The organism is Microbacterium oxydans, assembly GCF_000956405.1.
In the GTDB taxonomy this organism is placed as follows: Bacteria; Actinomycetota; Actinomycetes; order Actinomycetales; family Microbacteriaceae; genus Microbacterium; species Microbacterium oxydans_C.
This window is the reverse complement of sequence record NZ_JYIV01000021.1, coordinates 38,703-54,253: the sequence shown is the minus strand read 5'-3', so window position 1 is coordinate 54,253 and position 15,551 is coordinate 38,703. Positions and strand designations below refer to the sequence as shown.

The 15,551-nt window shown below is 70.1% G+C and carries 10 protein-coding genes; 4 read left to right on the top strand and 6 right to left on the bottom strand.

Going from position 1 to position 15,551, the window contains the following annotated elements; all coding sequences use genetic code 11:
• Window positions 1-669 precede the first annotated feature (669 nt).
• Entirely contained in the window at window positions 670-2,391 is a 1,722-nt protein-coding gene (locus RN51_RS05775) for an ATP-dependent helicase (RefSeq protein WP_045263104.1), read from the bottom strand.
• Window positions 2,388-3,269 (bottom strand): NAD(+) diphosphatase, encoded by an 882-nt coding sequence (nudC, locus tag RN51_RS05770; RefSeq protein WP_045263103.1) that lies wholly within the window; start codon window positions 3,267-3,269, stop codon window positions 2,388-2,390. Before nudC ends, RN51_RS05775 begins: the two co-directional genes overlap by 4 nt.
• Window positions 3,270-3,333: 64 nt before the next feature.
• On the opposite strand from nudC, the gene RN51_RS05765 reads away from it, so the two are divergent.
• Window positions 3,334-4,713, top strand: coding sequence for a hypothetical protein (locus RN51_RS05765; protein WP_045263102.1), 1,380 nt, complete (start codon window positions 3,334-3,336; stop codon window positions 4,711-4,713).
• On the opposite strand, the gene RN51_RS05760 is transcribed toward RN51_RS05765, so the two are convergent.
• Window positions 4,659-8,183, bottom strand: coding sequence for an ATP-dependent DNA helicase (locus RN51_RS05760; RefSeq protein WP_197073185.1), 3,525 nt, complete (start codon window positions 8,181-8,183; stop codon window positions 4,659-4,661). The two genes, RN51_RS05765 and RN51_RS05760, sit on opposite strands and share 55 nt — an antisense overlap.
• Window positions 8,180-11,413, bottom strand: coding sequence for an ATP-dependent helicase (locus RN51_RS05755; RefSeq protein WP_045263101.1), 3,234 nt, complete (start codon window positions 11,411-11,413; stop codon window positions 8,180-8,182). The genes RN51_RS05760 and RN51_RS05755 overlap by 4 nt, the downstream gene beginning before the upstream one ends.
• A 172-nt stretch (window positions 11,414-11,585) precedes the next feature.
• Here RN51_RS05755 and RN51_RS05750 point away from each other — a divergent pair, with 172 nt between their 5' ends.
• Both RN51_RS05750 and RN51_RS05745 read left to right on the top strand, forming a co-directional pair.
• Window positions 11,586-11,810: a DUF3107 domain-containing protein gene (locus RN51_RS05750; RefSeq protein WP_045263100.1), complete on the top strand. Its 225-nt coding sequence runs from the start codon at window positions 11,586-11,588 to the stop codon at window positions 11,808-11,810.
• 7 nt (window positions 11,811-11,817) lie between these two features.
• Window positions 11,818-12,105 (top strand): hypothetical protein, encoded by a 288-nt coding sequence (locus RN51_RS05745; RefSeq protein WP_045263099.1) that lies wholly within the window; start codon window positions 11,818-11,820, stop codon window positions 12,103-12,105.
• 30 nt (window positions 12,106-12,135) lie between these two features.
• Here the strand turns inward: RN51_RS05745 and RN51_RS05740 are convergent, their stop codons facing one another.
• Complete coding sequence (locus RN51_RS05740; protein ID WP_045263098.1) at window positions 12,136-12,849, bottom strand: ferritin-like fold-containing protein; 714 nt, start codon at window positions 12,847-12,849, stop codon at window positions 12,136-12,138.
• Between the two features lie 195 nt (window positions 12,850-13,044).
• Here RN51_RS05740 and RN51_RS05735 point away from each other — a divergent pair, with 195 nt between their 5' ends.
• Complete coding sequence (locus RN51_RS05735) at window positions 13,045-14,565, top strand: DEAD/DEAH box helicase (protein ID WP_045263169.1); 1,521 nt, start codon at window positions 13,045-13,047, stop codon at window positions 14,563-14,565.
• A gap of 72 nt (window positions 14,566-14,637) precedes the next feature.
• Here RN51_RS05735 and RN51_RS05730 read toward each other — a convergent pair whose 3' ends face one another.
• Entirely contained in the window at window positions 14,638-15,528 is an 891-nt protein-coding gene (locus RN51_RS05730) for a DUF817 domain-containing protein (protein ID WP_045263097.1), read from the bottom strand.
• Window positions 15,529-15,551: the final 23 nt, after the last annotated feature.

Sequence of the window (15,551 nt, the reverse complement as noted above, 5' to 3'; positions counted from 1 at the left end):
ACCCCGGCTCGCCGCTGCTCTGGCGCGACGAGCGCACCCTGCAGCTCGGCGACGACGACGGTCCGCGCTTCGACACGGCTGAGGCCTGGGTGGAGCCGTTGCTCAGCAGACTGCGCTCCGGATTCCGCCGCGGCTCCTTTGACGTGATCGCCCATGCGGCAGGCGCACCGCGGGACGCGGCGCGGATGCTCCTCGCCCGGCTCGACCCGCTCCTGGTCGACGACCCCGCGCCCGCCCGTCCGGCCTGGGTCGAGAGCATCGGGCTCTCGGACGGACGCAGCGAATACCGCATGCGGGAGACGCTGACGGACGAGGGCATCCCGCTGGTGGAGATCGGTCAGCGATCCGGAGTGGCGGTCGTGCTCGTGAACGGAGCGACGGCCGCGCTGCAGTTCGCACGCTATCTGCGTGAGGACATCGCGCACCTGCCGGTGTCGTTCGAGCCGGGCAGGGTCACCGTCGGTCCGCTCGTCGTTCCCGGCTCATCGGCCTGCCTGGCCTGTCGCGACGCCCATGCCCGCGACCTCGAACCGGCCTGGCCGCTGCTGCATGCGCAGATGATCGGCCGCGACTCCGGCCCGATCCGGGCCGCGCAGGTCGCCGAAGCCGGGCGGCTCGCCGCGGTGCTCCTCGCTGCCGACAGCACCGAGCCGGGGCGCGTGGTGCGCGTCAGCGCGGACGGCTCGCTCGCGTGGCACGCGGTGACGTTTCACGAAGAATGCCGGTGCCGCGGCCCGTGGTTCCCATCTCGGCGAGGAACCGGGACGGCGCCCGCTCTCCCCGTCCCGCTGATCTCGACCAGGACAGCGCCAAGGTCCGCGCGGCGCGCGTGACACCCACGTACGCCAGCCGCCGTTCCTCGTCGACGGACTCGAAGGTCGTCGCATAGGAGATGGGCAGCGACCCCTCGGCCCACCCGGCGAGATAGACGTGCGGCCACTCCAGGCCCTTCGCCGCGTGCAGGGTCGACAGGGTGACCGTGCGCATCGTCGGTTCGTGCTGATCCTTCGCCCGCGCCATCAGTGCGTCGCTGAAGCTGCGCAGGTTCGACTGAGGGTCGGCTTCCTCCGCGAGCCGCAGGATCGCACGTCTGGCCTCCCATCCGTCCCTCTGCGCTCCCCCGGCCGCGGGCGGTTCCTCCGTGAGCCCGAGCTCGCGAAGCACGCGCTCCACTCCGGGCAGGAACCCCTGCTCGGTCGGAGCGACGGCGGCCGCACGAAGGGCGAGGATCGCCTGGCGGACCTCCGGCATCGAGAAGAACCTCGTCCCGCCGAGGACCGAGGTCGCGATCCCCTCGGCGGCGAGCGCCTGCTGCAGCACCGCGGACTGGGCATGAGCGCGATAGAGCACAGCGATCTCGTCGGGAGAGGTGCCGGCCTCGATGCGGGCGGAGACGTCCGCGGCGATCCCCGCAGCCTCCTCACCTTCGGTGTCGTATGCGGTCACCGTGGGGGCGTCCGCGGTGAACTGCTCGCGTGCCGGCACGAGTTCGAGCGCCCCTGGACGACCCCGCATCAGCGCATTCGCCGCGGTGAGGATCGGCGGCTGCGAGCGGTAGTTGGTCTCCAGCCGCACGACCGTGGCGTCGGGGTGACGCCGCTCGAACTCGAGGAGGAATCGCTGCTCGGCTCCGGCGAACGAGTAGATCGTCTGGCTGGCGTCGCCGACGACGCAGATGTCATGCCGGTCGCCGAGCCACAACTCGAGCAGACGGTTCTGCAGCGGCGAGACGTCCTGGAACTCGTCGACCGTGAAGTGACGGTACTGCTCGTGGACGGAGGCGGCGACGCGCGGCTCCGCCTCGAGCATTCCGGCGCAGGCCAGGAGCACGTCTTCGAAGTCGAGCTGACGACGGTCGTCCTTGAGCGCCTCGTACCCCCGCATCAGCTCGACCAGCTGTGTCGCGTCGATCCCGGAGACCGGCCGACCGAGCTCGGCGTACTGGTCGATCGAGAGCATCGACACCTTGCGCCACTCGATCTCCGAAGCGATGTCCCGCAGCGTCGCCGTGCTGGGCCGGAGGCGGATCGCATCGGCGGCCTGTCCGAGCATCCGCACCTTGTTGTCGATGATCGACGGCGCGGGCGACCCGGCCAGCGTGGGCCAGAAGAAGTTCAGCTGCGCGAGTGCCGTCGCGTGGAAGGTGCGGGCAGCGACCCCCTCTACGCCGAGCGCGCGCAGCCGTCCACGGAGCTCACCAGCCGCCTTCGCCGTGAAGGTCACGGCCATGACGCGCGACGGCGAGTACGCTCCCGTGTCCACGCCGTGGGCGATGCGATGGGTGATCACCCGCGTCTTGCCCGTACCTGCTCCGGCGAGCACGACGACGGGGCCCCGCAGCACGGATGCCGCCGCCCGCTGCCGCTCATCGAGGGCATCGAGTGCGCTCACGCCTTGTCCTCGTACCAGTCGAGGATCAGTGCACGCGCGATAGATGCCGGTCCGGGGAGCCCGACAGGGCCGTCTCCGGCGAGCGCGGATCCGATCTCGGCGCGGGTGAACCAGCGGACCTCGATGATCTCCTCACCGTCGGCGCGTGCGGTCGACTCGTCGTCGACGACGGCACGGAAACCGACCATGAGCGACCGCGGGAACGGCCAGGGCTGCGAGGAGACGTATCGGAGGGCCGACAGTCGCACCCCCGACTCCTCCTCGATCTCGCGGTATGCGGTCGATTCGAGAGACTCCCCCGCTTCCGTGAAGCCCGCGAAGCAGGAGAACATCCGACCGCCCCAGTTCGCGTTGGCGCCGAGCAGCAGACGTTCGCCGTCCCTGCTCTCGACGGCGACGATCACGGCCGGGTCGGTCCGCGGGAAGTGCTGCCGCCCGCAGACCAGGCAGCGTCGGGACCAGCCTGCCTGTCGGAGTTCGGTCTCTCCACCGCACGTGGGGCAGAACGCCGCGTCCTGAAGCCATCCGGCGAGCGCGATGGCGCTGATGAGCAGCTCGGATTCCCGCCCGTCGATGCGACCGCCGAGATCGCGGAGTCCGAGCCAGATCTCGTCCGGAGCCGTGTCGAGCGCGTCGGTCTCCGGCGGGGCGGCGGCCAGGAGCAGCACGGTGCCGTCGGCATCCCGTCCGAGGAGGGCCCAGGTGGCCGCCCCGACGGCATCGGGTGCGACGCGCACCAACGCGGAGTCGACGACTCTGACGCGGCCCTCACGGACCACGACCACGCGCGTCGTCGGGTCGTCTCGGAGACGGACGAGCACATCCGGTTCCTCACGGAGTTCGGCCGCACGGTCGAGGGACGGGCGCTGAATGGTCATCGACTCCCTCTTTCACGGGCGTGGCGGAGGCGGGACCGCCCCTGAGCCGACCTACCCTGGGGGCATGGGACGCTCTCCATTCACTCTAGCCGCGGCTGTGACCGCCGCACTGCCCGGGGCGGAGGTCACGGGTGCCCGTGGTCTGAGCGCAGACGGCGAGGGCCGCTTCGACTCGGCCGTGGCCACCCTCGCCGACGGCCGTGAGCTGGCGATCCGCGTCGCGGACGACGACGAGACGGCGCGGGAGCTCGCGGCCGAGGCCATCGCCCTGCGTGCTCTCACCGACGGCACCAGAGCGATGCTGCCGTTCCGCGTCCCCGCCTACATCGGCGAGACCCGGCTCGGCGACGGACGCGCGCTCGTGACCGAGCTCCTGCCCGGGTTCCAGATCGACGCGGCCCATGTGCCTGCCGGACGCGGCGCCGCCCCGTCGATGGGGTCGTCGATCGCCGCCGTGCACAGCCTGCCCACCTCGGTGGTCCGCGGTGCGGGCCTGGCAGCGCGTTCCGCCGAGGAGAGCCGCGCCGAGGTGGATCGTCTGATCGACACAGCGGCCGCCACGGGCCGGGTCCCGGCACGTCTCACCGTGCGATGGCGCGATGCCGTCGCCGACGACGACCTCTGGCGCTTCGAGTCCACCGTCGTCCTCGGCGGTGTGCAGTCGACCTCCTTCGTGTTCGAAGACGATCCGGAGCGCGGTCCCGAGGTCGTCGGTCTCCTCGGCTGGCATGGGCTCTCGATCGGAGACCCCGCGCTCGATCTCTCCTGGCTGTCCGCGGCACCCGATGCCTCCGACGACGTGCACGCCGCCTACGCGCGCGCTCTGGATCGTGCACCGGATGCGGGTCTCGAAGTGCGTGCTCGCCTGCTCGCCGAACTGGAGTTCGCGCGGTGGCTCGTGCACGGCGACTCGATGCACCGACCGGACATCGTCGACGATGCGGCCGCGCTGCTCGATGCCCTCGCCGAGGGGCTGCGCGCCGACGACCTCAGCGTGATCGACGCCCGCAGCACCGGCGTCGACTCTGCGATGGACGCGCTCGACCGTGTGCCCCGAGACGCCGTCACCGAGGTGGACACCTCGATGCAGACCGACGCCTACAACCCGGAAGAGCTGTGGATCGACCTCCCCTCTGAGTCCCAGACGAACTCGACGGACACGGGATCGACGGACACGGGATCGGCCGACACGGGTGCCCTCGATAGCGCGATCGACCGGGGCGAGGGCTCTGACCGCGCCAGGATGCTCGACCTCGAGACCGAGGATCTCTCCGAGGCCAGGAGCATCTTCGCCGGTACGCACAGCACCGATCCCCGAGACGAGAGCCGCACTCCGGGGGCGCGATCGGAGTCGGCGACGACGTACGACGAAGACGACTCCGAGGAAGCTCAGCGCGCCGCGCGTGCGGCGCTCCAGCGCTGGAAGAGCTCCTCCTCCGAGTAGATCCGGTCGCCGCGGATGATCAGGTCGTCGGCCACGTAGTACAGCGCGACGTCGATCTCCTCCAGAGGTACGTCGAATCGCCGATGGTACGCGAGACGGTAGAGCGCGAGCTGCAGCATGCGCTCCTCGCGCTCGGCTGCCGTGCGCGGAGCCTTGCCGGTCTTCCAGTCGACGATCTCGATGCGTCCGCCCCGGTCGGCCCGCCGGTACACGGCATCGAGCTTGCAGATGACGATGTGACCGCCTGCCGCCTCGTTCGAGGAGAGACCGGCACCGAGTGCGAAGTCGATCTCGATCTCGACCGCGATCGGCTGCAACCCACCCCACTCGCTGCGCTCGAACGTGGCCTGCAGGAAGGCGAGATCGGCAGCATCGGCCGTGGCTCCCTGCCCCTCCTCCGGCCCGCGCATCCCGTGGACGGCCTCGACCTGCGTGTCGTCCTCGTCGAGCTCCCAGAGAGCCTCGTCCACACGGCTGCCGACACCCACGATCTCGGACCGCTGCTCCACCCAGGCATGGAACAGGGTGCCGAGGCGGGTCTGCCGGTAGGGTCGCTCCGGCATGGGTCTGACGATCGACGACAGCGTGCCGGAGAAGTCGGTCACGTAGTCCTTGAACCTCGAGGCCGGCACGCGCGTGGGCGCCTCGGCATCGGTGCCGCGCTGCCTCGCCGCGCGCTCCGCCAGGAGACGGGCGAGCTCGACCGTGGGCTCTGCCGTCCCGGTGCTGATCGCCTCTTCGACGGCAACGGCTGCCGCGGACACGACACTTCTCCGGGCCCCCAACGGGTCGAGGGGCCAGCGGAGTGTCGAGCCCGGACCGTCGTACGGGTTGTCGTCGGGGTCGACCGCATCGATCTGCTCGAACCCCTGTCCTTCGATGGCTTCGAGCAGATAGGGACTCGGCGTGCGGGGCGACTTCTGTCCGGCCCAGTGCGCTCCGCTGAGGAGCAGATCGGTCCGTGCGCGAGTGACCGCGACATACGCCAGACGTCGCTCTTCCTGCTGCTGATACGCCCGGTATGCGTCCTTGAAGCGCTTGATCGCGCCCCCCTGCGGATTCGCCTTCGTCGCGCCGCCGGAGAGCGAGGCCTGCGCCAGCTTCTGCCGTTTGACGGGGTCGGTCTCGTCCCCCATGGCCTCGACCGGGTCCCATTCGAAGCGGGGAAGCGCGTCGCGGTCGCCGCGCAGAGCGAAGGGAACGACCCCGAACCCGAACCACCCTGAGGTGTCGGAGACCCGGCTCGGGAGCTCGTCGACCACGAGTCGGACGACCGCGACCGCATCCCACTCCAGGCCCTTCGAGCCGTGGATCGTCAGCAACTGCACGACACCGGGCTCCGGCGGCTCCGGCCGTGGCATGAGCTCGTCCGTGCTCTCTGCTTTGTCGAGCCAGGCGAGCAGACTGCCGATGCTCCCCCGGTCGTCAGCGGAGAGGAAGGCCCTGACCTCGTCGGAGAACGCGCGCAGCTGCGTCGCGGCGATCCGGGCCGGCCCCCTGGTCTCATTGGCCGCCAGCTCGATGTCCAGCCGCAGCTCGAGCTCGATCAGGCGGATCAGCTCGGGGATCGGCTGCGAGGACGCTCGACGCAGCCGCTCCAGCATCTCGCCCGCGGCGCGCACCCGCGCACGCCCGTCGGGGGTGATCGCCTCGAGCAATCGGTAGTCGTCGCGCACGGCCCTGACCACGTCGACGGCGTCGATGATCGACACCGCCTCGTCGGCGCCCCGTGATCCGCGCAGCCGCGACCGGATCTCCTCGGGCAGCGGGGCCATGGCGGGATCGCGCTCCGAGAGGGTGCGCCCCAGGTCGTAGAGCGCCGCCATGTCGGCCACCCCCACGCCGAAGCGCGGTCCGGTGAGCAGCCTGATCAGCGCCGACCCCGCGGTGGGGTCGTGCACCACACGGAGCGTCGAGACGACGTCGACGACCTCCGGTGTCGCCAGCAGCCCGCCGAGGCCGAGGATCCGATGCGGGATGCCGCGTGCCGCGAGGGCCGCTGCGAACGTCTGCATGTGCCGCTTCGACCGGAACAGGATCGCGCCGGTGTGCGGTTTCGTCGTGTGCGGCGTCGCCGTATCGCGGGCGTCGTGTGCCGCTCGGCGCTCGGCGAACCACTCCGCCACGGCGGCTGCCTCCTCGTCGACCGTGAAGGGGTACTCGACAGTCACGGTGCCCTCGCCCGCCCCGGGACGGGGTTCGAGCGGAGGCACGTCGAGCCCCGGCCGCTGGAGCGGCTCGAGCACCCGGTTCGCCACCTCGAGGATGCGACGGTCGTTGCGCCAGCTCGTCATGAGACTGTAGGTCTGCGCCGCGCCGGTGCTCGAGAACGTGCCGGAGAACGCGTAGAGGTTGTCGGCGCTCGCGCCCCGCCAGCCGTAGATCGACTGGTGCGGGTCGCCCACGGCCATCACCGCGGAGTCATGGAAGAGCTCCGCGAGGAAGCGGGTCTGGATGACCGACGTGTCCTGATACTCGTCGAGCAGCACCACGCGATGCTGCTCGCGGAGCTCGGCGCGGACATCGGGGGCCGACTCGACGATGTCGTACGCGCCACCGACCTGATCGGCGAAGTCGAGCACCCCGCGACGCTGCTTCTCCGCGATGTAGTCGCGCACCAGGCTCGACAGCGTCGGAAGACTGAGCAGGTTCAGGGCCGCCTTCTCGACGTCTCCATTGCCGCGGTACGGCTCGAAGGCGAGTGCCTGCTCCCGGGCGATGCGCTCGGCGAGATCCAGGTCCACACGGTGGTCGAGGGCGTCTCCGGCGAGCCGCTGCACCGCATCGATGACCGTGCCGAGTGCGAAGTCGATGTTCTCCAGCTCAGGGAGATCGCTGCGGAGCACCACTTCGCGCGCGAGCATCCAGGAGGCCGCCTGGCTGAGCATCGCCACGTCGGGGTCTCTCCCGATGCGTGCCGCATGCTCACGGACGATGCCGTCGGCGAACGCGTTGTACGTCGAGACGCGGGGCCGGATCATCAGGTCCTCCGCGGCCCGAGGAGTCACCGGATCCCACCCGGTTCCGCGCTGGGCGGCGAGTTCGTCGAGCACGTGTGCGCGGACCACCTCGCGCTGGCGGCCCGGGGCCGCCTCCTCCACGCGGCGCAGCGATCTGTCGGCCACGATCGCCGGGAGATGCGGGAGGAGACCGCGACGGCCGTACTCGTCGATGACCGCGAGCCGATGGCCGATCCGCTCCGCGAGCTCGCCTGCTGCCTTGCGCGTGAAGGTGAGGCCGAGGATCTCGTCGCGGCGCACGTGCCCGTTGGCGACGAGCCATACGACGCGCCCCGACATCGTCTCGGTCTTCCCGCTGCCGGCACCCGCGACCACGAGCGCAGGTTCCGGTGGCGCCTCGATCACCCGCTGCTGGGCGGGTGTCGGTGGCGGCTGACTCAGCGCGGCAGCGATGTCCGTGGCCGAGATCGTCTCGCCGCTGCTCCACCCCGAGCCCGTCGTCCCCGTCACGAACTCACCGCCGGCACCGTGTGGATCCGGCAGGGATGCACCCGACGCTGCGTGTCGGCGCAGTGCGATTCCACCTGCGCTGTGAAGCTCGAGGCCGACATGCCGCGAGCCGCATCCGACACGCGCATCAGGAAGGCCGAGCGCGACTCCTCGTCGAGCGTGTGCTGATGGGCGATGCGGTAGTCGCTCTTCGCGAGGGTCTTCGAGACGATGACGAGCCGTGCTCCGGCGAGTGAGGTCGGCGGCGCACCGTCGACCAGCCCCTGCTGCACCGCGACCTGGTAGGCGGCCAGCTGCGCGTGCTCGAGCACACCGGAGTCGGACTCCGGATCGTTCTTCCCGGTCTTCAGATCGACGACGACCGTCGGCCCCTCCGGACCGCCCGACATGGGCTGCCATCCGCGGCCTCGCGCCGCCGCATGCTCGCCCGCACCGACGGGGTAGGCCTCCACCCGGTCGATGTAGCCGTGGATGATCGCCTGGTTCGCCCGATCGTCGCCGACCGCATGCACGGTCGGCACGATGCCCTCATCCGAGCCCTCGTCACTCGAGGCCGCCACGTCGACGGCGAAGCGGAACTCGACCTCGCTGCCGATCACCCGCCCGCCCTCGCGGCGCACGTCGCCCAGGTACGTGTGCAGCCGATCGACGAGCAGATCGGCACGACGCCGCTCCTTGCGTCCGATCCACTCCGTCTCGAAATCGAGCTCCGGCCAGTGCTCGGCCACGATCGCCCGCATCCGCTCGAGGTCTCCGTCCGGAACCCGTTCCATCGCTTCGTGCACGATCGTGCCGATGCCCGCCGTCGGCGGCATCACGGTGTCACCGCCGAGGGCGGAGACGACCCAGTTGAGACCGCATTCCTCGTACGACTCCATCTTCGAGGGCGAGACCCGTGCGCCGGCGACGGCGAGATCACGCAGTGGCGCATCGGTCGAGACCGGCGTCACCCCGTACCACTCCTCAGGGGCCGCACCAGGGACCCCCTCACGGGCGAGGACGGCAAGCTGTGCTGCGGCGACGCGCCGCACGGGCTCGGCGGACACCGTCGTGAGGACGCGTCGGTGCCGGGCGACGAGGCCTCGCAGGGTGAGCGGGTGCTCCGCCGAAGCGTGCCGTTCCGGGGGCTCGGGGGCGGGCAGGAAGCCGAAGAACGGACTGGGGGTCAGGTCATCGTCGTCCACCGCCGTGATCAGGAGCCGGTCGCGCGCACGTGAGACGGCGCGGACGAACAGCCGCAGCTCGTCATGGAGCGCTGCTCGTCGTCGGTCCAGGACCCCAGGAGCGTCGATCGTGGTCCCGGTGCGGACCGCCTGGATCTCGTCGGACAGACGCCAGGTCTGCAGCAGGCCGCCGCGCAGGCGCACGTTCGGCCAGATGCCGTCCTGCACACCGGCCACGACGACCGCGTCGAACTCAGTGCCGAGCGCTGTGGCAGGAGTCAGGAGCGTGACCTTGCCCGGACGGTCGGGGGTCGACAACGAATCCTCGGGCACCTCGCTGTCGAGCACATCTCGCACGAACACCTCGGGCCTCTCGTTCGGTGTGCGTTCCACGAACCGCTTCGCCGCATCGAACAGCGAGACGAGGGCGTCGAGCGAGCGAGCGGTCTCCGCTCCCGTGGGCAGCAGCGAGATCTCGCGCCAGGCGACCAGCAGCCGACGCCCGTCGACGGCTCGGGCCTGGTCCCACACCTGCCACAGCAGATCGTGGATCGTCTGCCCGGCCTCCGCGCCGTCCGCGAGAGCCTTGATGGTCTCGGCGAAGCGTTCCGCGGTGCGCGACTCCGGGGCGTCGATAAGGGTGAGGTGGGCGGGATCCGCCATCGCCTGCCGCAAGAGCTCACGTGCGGGCGTGGAGCCGCCCTGCTCGAGCTCGACGTGTCGGAGCCGTGCGCGCAGGCGCCGCAGCCCGATGGCGTCCATGCCTCCGAACGGGGTGCGCAGCGCCTCCTCGAGCGCGGTCGAGGTGCGTTCCTCGACGGGTGTGAGCGCCAGACGCACGATGCCTACGATGTCGCGCACGATGCCCTCGCTGCCGAGCGGGCGCTGGACCCCGGCCGCTCGTGTCGGGATCTCCCTGGCCGCGAGCTCGGTCTCGAGCGCAGTCACCTGCCGGGTGTCGTGGGCGATGACGGCCATCCGGTCCCACCGGATCCCTTCGGAGAGGTGCCATTCGCGCATGACGCCCGCGATGCGATCGAACTCTTCGTGCGGAGAGGGGGCGAGGAACGTGGAGACCCCCGCATCGACCTCCTCCGCTGTCGCGGGCACGGGCGCGCGTCGGTGCTCGACCCGCCCCGACGCGCCGATCGCCTGCGTCACCGTACGGGTGAGCGCGGTGAGCGCGGGACGCTGCCGATGGGGGCCGTCGAGCACGTGCACGTCTCCCAGCACCCCGGCGAGCTGCGCGAACAACTCGGGACTGGCTCCGCGGAATGAGCCGGATGAGATATCCGGATCGCCGAACGCCAGCACGGCTATTCCGCGGCTCTGCAACGCCCGCACCACGGCTATGCCACCCCGGGTGAGCTCCTGGGCGTCGTCGATGAGCACCACGCGCAGCGGCGCGAGCGGGCCGAGAGTCGCCGGATCGGCCGTATGCAGGATGGCGCTCGCCTCACTGAGCAGGTCGGCGGCGTCGCGGTGTGCGGATCGGAGGGCGTCGAGTACGCCGCGGTACTCCACGAGGAACTCCGCCGTCGCCGCCCACACGGGGTTGCCCGATGCGCGAAGCTCTGCGGAGCCGACGCCGAGCTCTGTGCACTCGGCGAGGAACGCTCGCAGTTCGGAGCGGAATCCCTTCGACGCCCGCACCGACGGGCTCAGGGTCTCCGGCCACGGGATGCGCATGTCCTCCTCATCGCCGGCGAGCAGCTCGGCGATGATGCGGTCCTGATCCGCGCCCGTCAGCAGCGCCGGCGGCTCGGCGCCCTCTTTCACCATCGCCCCTCGCACGAGCTGGAAGGCGAAGGATCCGAGCGATCGGGCCAGGGGCCCTGGCGTCGCCTGCCCGATCCGGACGCCGATCCTGTCACGCAGCGCCGTCGCCGCCTGACGGTTCGGAGTGAGCGCGAGGACCTGCTCAGGGCGCAGAGCCGCGACATCGAGCAGGTGCACGACACGGTCGATGAGGGTGCGTGTCTTCCCCGTCCCGGGAGCGCCGATGATGACTCCGGATGCGTCGGGCTCCGCGGCGATCACAGCGCGCTGAGCGGTATCCGGTGTCATGACCTCCACGCTATCCGGACGCGGGGACATCGCCGTCCCCACCCGTCCGTCGTGGCCTGTGGCCGCCGTGCCGCAGCCCTGTGCGCTCACGGCGAAACCGGCCGCGACCGCCGATCCCGGCCGGTGCGCGCGGGGTAGAGTTGGCGCAGTCCCCGAACTTCAAGGAGCACGCGTGGAAATCCGCATCGGCATCATCAACACCGGCCGTGAACTCAGCTTCGACACCGGCGCAAGCGCCGAAGAGGTGCGCACCCAGGTCGCCACGGCACTCGAGCAGAGCGCGTCGCACGTGAGCTTCGCCGATGTGAAGGGGAACTCCTACATCGTCCCGACCGCGAACCTCGCGTACATCGAGCTGGGCACCGAGGAGTCCCGTCGCGTCGGCTTCGTCGCCTGACCCGACGATGTACATCCTCCTCGCACTCATCGGCGCGTGCGCGCTCGGGATCGCCGCGCACTTCCTGATCGGCGATCGTGAGCTGCGCGGTGTCGCCCTCACCCCCGCCATCGCGACGGCCGTGTCCGCCGTCCTGTACACCGGGCTGCAATGGGCGGGCGTGGGCGAGGACAGCATCTGGCTGTGGCTCGCGACCGTGCTCGGCGCTCCTCTCATCGCCGCGCTGGCGACGGTGGCGGTCACCGCGACACGCAAGCGCACCGATGCTCAGAAGAGGGCCGCTCTGGGAATCTGAGCGTCTCGCTCCGATCGTGTCGTCCTCGGCTCAGGAGGCGAGGCCCATGGCGTCCATGCGTCGTGCGTGGGCGCCCATCAGCTCGGTGTACACCGGCTCGATGCGCTCCTCGTCGACCTCGAGGCGCTCCGGCCGCAGCGCCGAGCGGCACACGAGGATGGTGTCTCCGACGAGTCGGCGAGCCCACATCGACAACAGCGACCGCCACTCCTCATCACTCTCGATGGTCTCCTGGACGATGGCGACGATCTCGTGCCGAGCGTCGTCTTCACGGAGGATCTCCGCGACGCGGCGCCCGGTGTCGCCGTAGCTCGAGGCGAGCGCCAGGTAGAAGTCGTCCAGCATCCCCGCCGTGATGTAGACGGCGAGCAGCGTCTCGCGAGGGCGCGCGCCGATCGTCTTGCGACGGAACGCGTCGAGGTTCTCCCGGAACGGCAGCATCAGTTGCGTCGGGTCCTCCCCCCGCTCCGCGATGAGCTCCACGATCCCGCGGTGCTTGGTCAGCGCTGCTCCAGCTGCGCGCGAGAGCGACTCCTTCTCGGAGAGCTCCGGCGTGGCGCGGATGAGGCGTGTCAGCGTCTCGAAGTAGCCCAGCTGCAGATAGGCGGCCTGTCCGAGGAAGCGGTTGAGCTCAGGGGCGAGTTCAGCGAAGTCGACTCGCGTCGCATCCCCCTGCTCTCCTCTGCCACGCAGGGCGAGGGTGCGTCGCGGCGCCGCATCGCGCTGCCAGAACCACTTAACCACGAGGTCGTCCTCCCGAGTCCACCACGTCGTTCACAATACTCGTGCCGAAGCCTGCTTCCCGGCCTGCGGCACCCCTCGGGTAGGCTGGGCGTGTCCCCGCCGTCGGAGCGGGGCCCGCGCCTGTGGCACAAGAGACGGCGTGGATCCGTGAACGTGGCGATCCCGCAGGGTCGCCGGACAGGCAATCTGAATAACGTGACAACTTTCGCCGATCTCGGCATTGATCAGGACATCGTCGACGCACTCGCCGCCAAGGGCATCGTGGACGCGTTCCCCATCCAGGAGCAGACCATCCCCCTCGGCCTGCCCGGCCAGGACATCATCGGTCAGGCCAAGACGGGAACCGGTAAGACCTTCGGCTTCGGCATCCCGGTCGTCCAGCGCCTCGGCAAGGATCCGGAGCACGGCGTCAAGGCGCTCATCGTGGTGCCGACCCGTGAGCTCGCGGTGCAGGTGTACGAAGACATCGACCTGCTCACCAGCAACCGCTCCACCAGCGTCGTCGCCATCTACGGCGGCAAGGCCTACGAGGGCCAGATCGACCAGCTGAAGGCGGGCGCGCAGATCGTGGTCGGCACGCCCGGCCGGCTGATCGACCTCGCCGGTCAGCGCCTCCTCGATCTGTCGAACGCCACCGAGGTCGTGCTCGACGAGGCCGACAAGATGCTCGACCTCGGCTTCCTCGCCGACATCGAGAAGATCTTCCAGAAGGTGCCGGCCGTCCGCCACACGCAGCTCTTCTCCGCGACCATGCCCGGGCCGATCGTGGCCCTCGCGCGTCGCTTCATGTCGAACCCGATCCACATCCGCGCGAATGACCCCGATGAGGGCCTCACGCAGGCCAACATCAAGCACCTCGTCTACCGCGCCCACTCCATGGACAAGGATGAGGTCATCGCCCGCATCCTGCAGGCCGAGGGCCGCGGCAAGACCGTGATCTTCACCCGCACCAAGCGTGCAGCGCAGCGACTCGTCGACGAGCTCAACGACCGCGGCTTCAACGTCGGCGGCGTGCACGGAGACATGGGCCAGGACCAGCGTGAGCGTTCGATGGCCGCCTTCAAGGCAGGGAAGAAGGACGTGCTCGTCGCGACCGACGTCGCCGCCCGAGGCATCGACGTCGACGACGTCACGCACGTGATCAACCACACCATCCCGGACGAGGACAAGACCTACCTGCACCGTGCCGGCCGCACCGGCCGAGCGGGCAAGACCGGGATCGCCGTCACCTTCGTCGACTGGGAGGACCTGCACAAGTGGGCCCTCATCAACCGTGCCCTCGAGTTCGGCCAGCCCGAGCCCATCGAGACCTACTCGTCGAGTCCGCACCTGTACGAGGATCTCGACATCCCCCAGGGCACGAAGGGCCGCCTGGTGTCGGCACCCAAGACCGAGTCCGTCAAGACCGAGCGCAGCCGTCGCCCGGAACGCGCGAGCGACGCCGCTGCCGAGGGCACGGACGAGAGCGGAACGCGTCGTCGCCGGCGTCGCCGCAACAGCTCCACACCGGTCGGTTCGACCTTCACTGAAGGCGCCGCGTCGTCGGCGAACGGCGAGGGACAGTCCGCACCGTCGACTGATCGCGGAGCCGAGGGTGCAGGAACCCATGACGGCGCCGGCAAGGAGCACCATGACGGCAAGCCTGCTCCGGCACGACGTCGTCGCCGTCGCCGCGGCGGCTCCGGGGCCGGCGCAGCTCCCGTCGCCGGGGCCTGAGTCTCACGAGAGGGCGCATGGATCGGGATGTCCCGACCCCATGCGCCCTCTCGCATGTCCGGGCGACGAGTGTCAGGCGCGACCGCCTCGCCGTCGGTCGGTCGCACGGAGCAATGAGTCGGGAACCTGAGGCGGGTACACCCAGGCGACCAGGACCACGGAGATGATCATCAGCAGGAACCACGAGCTCAACTTGCTCAGCGAAACCGGCTGCCACCCTCCGGCCTGATCCGGATAGGCCCACGCGCCCGCCCAGGTGCCGATGTTCTCGGCGAGGTAGATGAACACCGCCACGCCTGCGAACACTGCCAGCAGGGGAAGGCGGATCGTGCGCCGCCAGACCCGCGCGTGCATCACGGTCGGCAGCCACAGCAGCACCACCCCGACGAGCAGCACCCAGCGCGCATCCCACCACCAGTGGTGCGTGAAGAAGTTGACGTAGATCGCCCCGGCGAGGATCGCCGTCATCCAGCGTCGCGGATATCGGGTGAAGCCGAGGTCGAACAGCCGGTACACGCGCACCATATACGAGCCGACCGCGGCGTACATGAACCCGCTGAACAGGGGGACGCCGCCGATGCGGAGGATCCCGTCTGCGGCATACGCCCACGAGCCCACGTCGGTCTTGAACAGCTCCATCACGGTGCCGGTGAGGTGGAACAGGACGATGACCCAGAGCTCGCGGCCGCTCTCCAGACGGAAGACGAGCATCGCGACCTGAATGAGGACCGCAGCGATCGTGAGGGCGTCGTTGCGTGCCAGAGCCGCGTCGTCGGGGTACCACAGGCGGGCGGCGACGATGAGGATCAGTAGCGCTCCCCCGAAGATGCACGCCCATGCCTGCTTGACCACGAACACCGCGAACTCGATGAGGCCGGTGCGGATGCCGTTCGACGGGGCGCCACGGAGGAGGCGGTGAGCCCACGCGTCGACGCGCCGCTCCAGGGAAGTCGCTCGCTGCATGCCTCGGACGGTATCGGTCCGGT

Bases quoted from the DNA above. Each gene is read 5' to 3' on its own strand.
- nudC (WP_045263103.1), bottom strand. From the start codon at position 3,269: ATGACCATTCAGCGCCCGTCCCTCGACCGTGCGGCCGAACTCCGTGAG.
- RN51_RS05765 (WP_045263102.1), top strand. From the start codon at position 3,334: ATGGGACGCTCTCCATTCACTCTAGCCGCGGCTGTGACCGCCGCACTG.
- RN51_RS05755 (WP_045263101.1), bottom strand. From the start codon at position 11,413: ATGACACCGGATACCGCTCAGCGCGCTGTGATCGCCGCGGAGCCCGAC.
- RN51_RS05745 (WP_045263099.1), top strand. From the start codon at position 11,818: ATGTACATCCTCCTCGCACTCATCGGCGCGTGCGCGCTCGGGATCGCC.
- RN51_RS05730 (WP_045263097.1), bottom strand. From the start codon at position 15,528: ATGCAGCGAGCGACTTCCCTGGAGCGGCGCGTCGACGCGTGGGCTCAC.